Here is an 8,379-nt window from a genome sequence, read left to right on the forward strand (position 1 = left end):
AGTTTGGCAATTTGTGAGCGTAAGCTCTCACCCAGTGCATTGGAAACGGATAACCACTGCGCCTGTTCGCGAATGCTGCTCAACGCCATTTTGACCTGATTGGTGTTGGCCTGCGCTGTGCGCTGGGCTTCAGCAGTTCTCTCTAAAAACAGTGCTTGTTGATTGAGATCTTGTGATAACTGCTGGTTTTGGCTCACCAGCTCGGATAAAAATTGCGGTAAATTAGCGCTATTTTCAATCAACTGGTTGCTCTGATCGAGAGCCTGACGCGCCTCTTTTTGGCGCATTTCATTAAACTCGGCACGCAAGGCTTGCTGTTGCTCATCCAGCCTATCGCGCTCAATCCGCGAGATCTCCTGCGCTAAACGGGCCAGTTCTAAGCGGTTGTTGGCAGAAAGCTGCTCAAGTTCGAGCGTATCAACCTGCGCTTTACGTGCGGCCACTTCTGCACGTAGTGCTTGCTCTTGTGACTGATTTGCCGGTGCACTGTTTTGCGGCAGAGACTGCAAACGTTGTTCGGCCTGTGCCAGCGCATTACGCGCCTCACTTTGCCGTGCCGGAATATCGTTGAGAGAGTCAATAATTGACTGGATCTGCTCGCTCTCTTGCTGCAACTCACGGGTGGCAGACAGCAGCTTGCTGTTAGCTTGTAGCAGATGTTGCTCTAACTCAGCAGAGGTTGCTGCACGTAACGGCGGGGTTTTGCTCTGTTGTAGCGCCAGTAATTTTTGTCGTAACTCAGCGGTCATCTCCGGATAATTATCAATGGTTGACTGGTAATCATTGCGCCGTTTTTGGGCATCATCACGGGTTTTCAGCCATGTCAGTGCCGTTTGCAGGTTATCAATGATTAACTTTTTATCCGGTAGATTGCCCGCTTCAACAGCCGTAACCGACTGCTGTAATTTTTCTGCCGATTGCAGTATGTCAGCCTGTGCAGGCTGAATAGCAATCAGGGAAAAGAACAGACAAAAGAGTAGAAAAATGGGCAGGCGAGTAAGCGGTTGTCGTGACATGCGCGACCTCATAAGAACAAAAGACCGCCGTAAACGACGGTCTGAGTATTCACTATTTATTCACGTATTGTCGGTTACTTTATCAACAATAATGCGCGGTAAAACTTACTCGCTTACTGCATTATCATTTTGATTATTATCATTTAATTCTGATTTTTCTTCATCTGGCGTAACCGCAACCGTGCGTGCAGATGGGTGCATAAGCTGAGCAAAGCTTTCACCCATGCGGGTTACTGTACCATGCTCTAATCCGTTGTCGAAAATAATGCTGTCTTGCGGGAAAATATTGATCACCGTAGAACCGAGTTTAAAGCGGCCCATTTCAGCCCCTTTGCTCAGCTCAATGGCACCGGTTTCACCGCGTGCAGGGTAGCTCCAGCGCATCAACTCACCTTTGCGCGGTGGGGTGATTGTCCCTTCCCATACCGTTTCCATGCTGCCAACAATCGTTGCACCTACCAGAATTTGTGCCATCGGGCCAAATACGGTATCAAACACACAAATTACCCGTTCATTACGAGCAAACAGGCTAGGAATATTTTCGGCTGTCAGTGGGTTAACTGAAAATAGCTCACCGGGCACGTAGATCATCTCACGCAACACACCATCGCACGGCATGTGTACACGGTGATAATCGCGCGGGGAAAGATAAGTGGTAGCAAATGCGCCGTGGCGGAACTGTTTGGCCAGTGCTGTTTCTCCGCCCAGCAGTGCATCTAACGTGTAGTAGTGGCCTTTTGCTTGCAGCAGCAGGTCATCACGCAGCGCACCAAGCTGGCTAATCATACCGTCAGCCGGCAGGCAGAGATTGTTGTGCTCAAAATTAATCGGGCGCGCGCTTTGTTTGAGCGGGCGGGTAAAAAAAGCATTAAATGTGGGATAAGAAGCCAGATCGCTGTTCACCGCTTCTTGCATATTCACATTGTAATGGCGGGCAAACAAACTGATGGCGGTACGTGTAATCACGCCGGCCTGCTTTTCTGCGGCCCAACCGGCACACTGAGTGAGCAACTGTTTTGGCAGCAGATATTGTAGTGCAATTTTAATTCTGTTTAACACGTTATGCCTCTCTGATGCGCCTTTAACGCCGGAGTCTGTAAATTGTGCCTGACACCCATGCGTACCGCGCCTTAACCACAATACCGTGCCGGTGACGGCATAGAAAAGGCGCGCATTTTACCTGTAATCGTCGGGTTTGTCAGTCAGCCCGCGTTGATAGCGGGCTTGTACTTTTTGGTAATGTATTTAGCTTTCACGTTGTGGAAAGTGGCGGCGAGCACGGGCTAACAGCATGCTTTCCAAAATCCGGTGATAACTGTCATAGCGCGTGGTGCTGATTTTTCCCGCGTCAACCGCGGCACGAATCGCACAGCCGGGGTCGTTATCATGTTTACAGTCACGGAATTTACATGAGCCTAAATAGTCACGAAATTCAATAAATGACTCGGTTACTTGCTCGGAATCTAAGTGCCACAAACCAAATTCACGAATACCCGGTGAATCAATCAGATTGCCGCCTTGCGACAGATGATATAAACGGGCTGCGGTGGTGGTGTGTTGACCTAATCCTGAGTTATCGGAAACCAAACCCGTACTGGCATTGGCCTCTGGCAGCAGGAAGTTAATCAGGCTTGATTTGCCCACCCCTGACTGGCCAACAAAAATATTGATCTGTTCGCTTAGCTGCGCATTGAGCAGCTCCATCCCCTCACCGGTATGGGAAGAGACCCACAAAATTTTGTAGCCAATGTCCTGATACTGTTGCAGGGTTTCGTTCACCCAAATACGGTCTTCATCACTGAGCAGATCGACTTTATTTAGCACTATAATAGGTGTGATGTTGACCTGTTCACAGGCCACTAAATAGCGGTCGATAATATCGGTAGAGAGCTCCGGCAGTACGGATGAAACAATAATGATTTGATCAATATTGGCGGCTACTGCTTTTACACCGTCGTAAAAATCGGGGCGAGTCAGCACAGAGTGGCGCTCGTGTACCGCTTCAACCACACCGCTGATGCCTTGCAGGTGCTCTTTACCTGGCCGCCAGACCACTTGATCACCGGCAACGAGGCTTTTGATGGCGCGGCGCAAATTACAACGGTGTAAGCTGCCATCGGTAGATTCAATATCGGCATGCATACCGAAACGGCTGATCACGAGGCCCTCTTGCGCCTCGCCAAGCAGAGCATCATCCCACTCGACAGTGCGATCTTTTTGCTTGAGCCGACGTTGCTGGTTTGCGTTGACACGGCGCTGTTGGCCGAGAGTTAGCTTTTTCTTACTCAAAGTAATTTGCCCGTTGGTAATTACACGCAGAGGGTTTAAACCCTGTATCATACACGCAGTTTGCGAGAAAAAACGCAGGAGTGGTGATGACAAACAATAAAGAACATCTAATCTGGATTGATATGGAGATGACAGGGCTGGAGCCGGATACCGATAAGGTGCTGGAAATTGCCACCATTGTCACCGATAAAGATCTCAATATTCTTGCTGAAGGGCCGGTACTGGCTATTCATCAGCCTGACGATGTGCTGGCGAAGATGGATGAGTGGTGTACCCGAACCCATACGGCAAGCGGATTGGTTGATCGCGTGCGCAGCAGCACATGCACCGAGGCACAAGCACAGGCGCAAACACTGGCCTTTCTCGCCGAGTGGGTTCCCGCTGGTTGTTCACCGATTTGCGGTAACAGTATCGGCCAAGATCGCCGCTTTTTATACCGCCACATGCCAGAATTAGAGCAGTATTTTCACTACCGCTATCTTGATGTTAGCACACTTAAAGAGCTGGCACGCCGCTGGAAGCCGGAAATTCTGGCCGGTTTTCAAAAGCAGGGTACCCATTTAGCCCTTGATGATATTCGTGAATCTATCGCTGAATTGCGCTATTACCGTGAGCACTTTATTCAGCTTTAATCTATGATTCTTCCGGCTTGCTGGCAAAGTAAACAAACTGCATGATTTGTCAGCAATCCAACAAATTAGTGCAAGTTTTTTTCGTTTTAGACTTGCACCAAAAGCGAATCTCCGTATAATTCGCAGCCCGTAGCAGTGAGGTTTTCGCTGCTATGTGTGTAAGCCCCTTTAGGGGATGTGATGCGGGAATAGCTCAGTTGGTAGAGCACGACCTTGCCAAGGTCGGGGTCGCGAGTTCGAGTCTCGTTTCCCGCTCCAAACTTACACCGTCTTGATATGATGCTTACCGCGATGCGGGAATAGCTCAGTTGGTAGAGCACGACCTTGCCAAGGTCGGGGTCGCGAGTTCGAGTCTCGTTTCCCGCTCCAAGCACAGCGCATATTCACGACGTTAAACAGCATGCTACAGGGATGCGGGAATAGCTCAGTTGGTAGAGCACGACCTTGCCAAGGTCGGGGTCGCGAGTTCGAGTCTCGTTTCCCGCTCCAAATGCACATGTCTATCCAACCATGTGTTACTGATGTAGAATGCACCGCTGCCGTAATACAAGCGGGAATAGCTCAGTTGGTAGAGCACGACCTTGCCAAGGTCGGGGTCGCGAGTTCGAGTCTCGTTTCCCGCTCCAATTCTACGTATTACAGCAGAGTTTATGTTTTAGTTATGCGGGAATAGCTCAGTTGGTAGAGCACGACCTTGCCAAGGTCGGGGTCGCGAGTTCGAGTCTCGTTTCCCGCTCCAAACTAACCATAAATATACTATCTCTAGATCATCACCGTATTTTGCTTATAGCAGGATAGGGAAATAAGCCCAGAGCGGGCTTTTTTTGTCGTTACTGATCACTGTCTGTTTATATTCTGCTGCATTTACACTGCTGATGTTGAGCTTCTGTGCTCTGTCTCATCGCACTGTTGATGCGGCTTTGCGTGCCTTGTGAACAGAGTTATCCACAGTGTGCAGAACATTTAACGCGGCTGAAAAAGCAGTGATTTATGCTTCGATTATGGCTAAATCCCCAGAATATACGGGCTTTCAAGGGCTTTTTCTGTGCTTCAATTTAACGCAGCCTTATTCCGGCCTGTGCTTAATTTCGCGTGCCTGCTAATTGTTATCCACATATCCCCAGTGTAAGAACAATCGCTTAGCGTGCCGTCAATGGTTGTCGGTAAAATTAGTGATCTGTTTCGCTGACTGTCTTACTTTTGTTGTCTTGTGTTTGCATGGTGAATGCAGATATTGCGCAGCACGTGGGGCGATATGTAGCGGCGAATATTCAGTTGCGAACCGTAGCGATGAAATTGCCCCTTACGCATCGCGCGGCAACCCTTTTTCAATCGCCCGCACCAGCCTGCGCTGCTGCGTTGTGCTGTCTTGCTGTATTGGAATGAGGGGGGCATCGGCACAAAATGCGGCTAATGCGCTCTGTTTGCGCAACTGTTCGCCAATAGCCCACTGAATATGTTCATTGACTAGCTCATCATCCCCTAAGCGCTGTTGCAGTGCTTGTAAGATAGCGGCTTGATAGGGGGCATTACCCAGTGCTACGGCAATATTGCGCAGCCAGCGGCGATGTCCGATACGGCGGATCGCCGAGCCTTCAGTTTGTTTTAAAAAGGTGGCTTCATCCCACGAAAAAAGTGTCAGCAACTGCGGTGCATGCAGGTGGGCGCGTGGGCTGAAATCAGACTCTTCGGTCAGCTGCGAAAAGCGATTCCACGGGCAGATTAACTGGCAATCATCACACCCGTAGATGCGGTTGCCAATGGCCGTGCGTAACGCCAGAGGGATTGCGCCTTCCGCTTCGATAGTCAGGTATGAAATGCAGCGGCGTGCATCCACCACATACGGTTCGACAATTGCGCCGGTCGGACAGGTGGTCATGCAGGCAACGCAGCGGCCACATTCGGCACTCAGTGGCTGATCAACGGGCAGGGCTAAATCGACCAGCAGTTCGCCAAGAAAAAACCACGATCCCGCTTCACGGTTTAAAATAAGTGAGTGTTTACCTACCCAGCCGATACCGGCTTTTGCCGCCAGCGGGCGCTCTAGTAGCGGAGCTGAGTCAACAAACGGGCGAAAACCACGCAGCCCGACTTGCTGTTGGATTTTATCCCCCAACTGCTTTAAGCGTTGGCGCAGCAGTTTGTGATAATCACGCCCGAGCGCATAGCGGCTGACATAGCCGAGAGTGGGATCTTTGAGTACCTCGGCAAAACGGGCATGAGCCGGTAGGTAGTTCATGCGTACGCTGATCACGCGCAATGTGCCGGGGTGCAATTCGGCGGGGCGAGCCCGCATCGTGCCGTGGCTGGCCATCCAACTCATTTCACCGTGATACTGGTTATCGAGCCATTGTTGCAGCAGTGGTTCATGCTCTTGCAGGTCAATATCACAGATACCTATCTGCTGAAAGCCAAGTTCCTGCCCCCACTGTTTGACTGACAGGGCTAATTGCGCCAGTTCAGCCGCTGATAGCGTGGCGGAGGTGGGTTGTGCTGCGGGTATTTCAGTAGGTGGTATCATGCCAATATCAGTGTTAAATGCCGGTTTGGGGTTGTAGTTTAGGTGATGGAATTGTTGCCATTACGCATAAGTGTGTAAACTTCTTGAATACGACGGGTATTTAACCGAGTCTATTTCGGTTATTTTAGCGGAAAGTCGGGCTATTGCGGGTAATTACTGGCGTAACTTCAATATTTACTGCCAGCAGTGCTATGATCTGCCCATTGATCGGTCGTTAAGTCATTCTAATTAGAACGAATAATGAATCATGATGAAATCTGTAACGTTACATTTGGCTGATGAAGCCGCGACAGTGGCTTTGGGAAAGCGTCTGGCACAAGGCTGTGTGAGTGCCACAGTGATCTATTTGCATGGTGATTTAGGGGCGGGGAAAACAACCTTGTGCCGTGGATTTGTGCAAACACTGGGGCATGCCGGTAATGTGAAAAGCCCAACCTACACGCTGGTTGAGCCGTATCAGTTGCCTGAATGGACAGTTTGCCATTTTGATCTGTACCGTTTGGCCGATCCCGAAGAGCTTGAGTTTATGGGAATTCGTGATTACTTCGGTGAGCGCTCACTCTGTTTGGTTGAGTGGCCGCAGCGTGGAGAGGGCTTTTTACCGCCGGCCGATGTGACTGTTACGCTGCACTATGATGGTGAAGCACGCAGTGCCATTTTGCAGGCTAATACGCTAAACGGACAACAATTACTGGCGCGAGTGAGTGACGAATAGGGATGTGGATTAAATCTCGTGGGCAACTGCTACTGGGTGTGCTGTTGTGGTGCTGTGGGTTACCGGTCTTTGCGGCAACGCTAACCGATGTCAGCCTGCGTGATAGCGGCTCGAAAAATGAGCTGATACTGAGTTTTAGCGGGAAACCGTCGTACGGTTATTTTAACTTAAGCCAACCTGATCGGGTGGTTGTTGATTTGCGTGATACGACGCAAAAAGTCAGCTTGCCCAAACGGTATCGGGGTAAGTTGGTTGAAAGCATCCGCACCAGCAGTGCCCCGCAGCGCGGAACACTGCGTTTGGTGCTGGATTTATCACAGCGAGTAAACGCCAAAGCGGTGACGGAAAAGCGCGGAAGCGGTTATCAGGTGGTGTTGTCACTTACGCCAATTGGCGGCAGCAGCGCAAAAGCACGCAGTACTCAGACAACCTCAACATCACGCAGCACGCGCAGTAATGAACGGGTGGTGATAGCGATTGATCCCGGTCATGGCGGGCAAGATCCGGGCGCTGTTGGTAAAAATGGCCTGCGTGAAAAACAAGTCACACTGGCGATTGCGCAAAAATTGCGTGATATGCTAAACAATGACAGCGGTTTTCGCGCGGTGATGACCCGTGAGCGAGACTATTTTATCTCGGTCAGCGGTCGTTCTGATATTGCGCGTGAAAAAGATGCACAATTGTTGATCTCTATTCACGCTGATGCCGCGCCGAATCGCAGTGCGAAAGGGGCATCAGTTTGGGTATTGTCAAACCGTCGCGCTAACTCTGAAATGGGCCGCTGGCTCGAAGATCATGAAAAGCAATCTGAACTGCTAGGCGGTGCCGGAGAGGTGCTTTCGGGCAGCAATAATGACCGCTATCTGAGCCAAACGGTGCTGGATTTGCAATTCGGCCACTCACAGCGTGTGGGTTATGATGTGGCATCGAAAGTCTTATCAGAGATGGGGAGAATATCCCCATTGCATAAACGCCGGCCAGAACATGCCAGCTTAGGCGTGTTGCGCTCGCCGGATATTCCTTCATTGCTGGTGGAAACCGGTTTTATCTCCAATCTGTCAGAAGAGCGTTTGCTTGGCAGTAGCGCCCATCAGACCAAAATTGCCACCGCCATTTATCGCGGGATCAAAACTTATTACCGTCAGCACCCTAATCAGCGGGTCAGTAACCCAGGGGCTACATCAGGTAAATCGAACGCAGTCAGCG

The 8,379-nt window shown here is 50.4% G+C and carries 6 protein-coding genes, 5 tRNA genes and 1 pseudogene; 8 read left to right on the top strand and 4 right to left on the bottom strand.

The annotated features are described in order from the left end of the window. The 3 genes and pseudogenes from ACRC27_RS01520 to rsgA form a co-directional block, all read right to left on the bottom strand. Positions 1-1,016, bottom strand: a pseudogene (locus ACRC27_RS01520) (miniconductance mechanosensitive channel MscM); the annotation flags it as partial. A 105-nt stretch (positions 1,017-1,121) separates the two neighbouring features. Continuing rightward, positions 1,122-2,075 carry an archaetidylserine decarboxylase gene (gene asd / locus ACRC27_RS01525; protein ID WP_438622163.1) on the bottom strand — a complete coding sequence of 318 codons (954 nt, stop codon included), beginning with the start codon at positions 2,073-2,075 and terminating at the stop codon, positions 1,122-1,124. Between the two features lie 186 nt (positions 2,076-2,261). After that, positions 2,262-3,305 (bottom strand): small ribosomal subunit biogenesis GTPase RsgA, encoded by a 1,044-nt coding sequence (gene rsgA / locus ACRC27_RS01530; protein ID WP_438629968.1) that lies wholly within the window; start codon positions 3,303-3,305, stop codon positions 2,262-2,264. A gap of 86 nt (positions 3,306-3,391) precedes the next feature. Between rsgA and orn the strand changes: the two genes are divergently transcribed. The 6 genes from orn (at position 3,392) to ACRC27_RS01560 (ending at position 4,676) form a co-directional block, all read left to right on the top strand. Continuing rightward, positions 3,392-3,937: an oligoribonuclease gene (gene orn, locus ACRC27_RS01535; protein ID WP_438622162.1), complete on the top strand. Its 546-nt coding sequence runs from the start codon at positions 3,392-3,394 to the stop codon at positions 3,935-3,937. A 182-nt stretch (positions 3,938-4,119) separates the two neighbouring features. Beyond that, positions 4,120-4,195, top strand: a tRNA-Gly gene (locus tag ACRC27_RS01540). A 35-nt stretch (positions 4,196-4,230) separates the two neighbouring features. Next, positions 4,231-4,306 (top strand) — tRNA-Gly (locus tag ACRC27_RS01545). A gap of 44 nt (positions 4,307-4,350) precedes the next feature. Next, positions 4,351-4,426: transfer RNA gene (locus ACRC27_RS01550), tRNA-Gly, on the top strand. Between the two features lie 61 nt (positions 4,427-4,487). Continuing rightward, positions 4,488-4,563, top strand: a tRNA-Gly gene (locus ACRC27_RS01555). A 37-nt stretch (positions 4,564-4,600) separates the two neighbouring features. After that, positions 4,601-4,676, top strand: a tRNA-Gly gene (locus tag ACRC27_RS01560). A 564-nt stretch (positions 4,677-5,240) separates the two neighbouring features. Here ACRC27_RS01560 and queG read toward each other — a convergent pair. After that, entirely contained in the window at positions 5,241-6,458 is a 1,218-nt protein-coding gene (gene queG / locus ACRC27_RS01565; protein ID WP_438639002.1) for a tRNA epoxyqueuosine(34) reductase QueG, read from the bottom strand. Between the two features lie 250 nt (positions 6,459-6,708). On the opposite strand from queG, the gene tsaE reads away from it, so the two are divergent. Beyond that, complete coding sequence (gene tsaE, locus ACRC27_RS01570; RefSeq protein WP_438622206.1) at positions 6,709-7,173, top strand: tRNA (adenosine(37)-N6)-threonylcarbamoyltransferase complex ATPase subunit type 1 TsaE; 465 nt, start codon at positions 6,709-6,711, stop codon at positions 7,171-7,173. A 2-nt stretch (positions 7,174-7,175) separates the two neighbouring features. After that, on the top strand, positions 7,176-8,379 hold a 1,204-nt coding region (locus ACRC27_RS01575), incomplete at its 3' end, for an N-acetylmuramoyl-L-alanine amidase (protein WP_438639004.1).

The organism is Plesiomonas sp., from assembly GCF_051650925.1.
Classification (GTDB): Bacteria; Pseudomonadota; Gammaproteobacteria; order Enterobacterales; family CAMTGL01; genus Plesiomonas.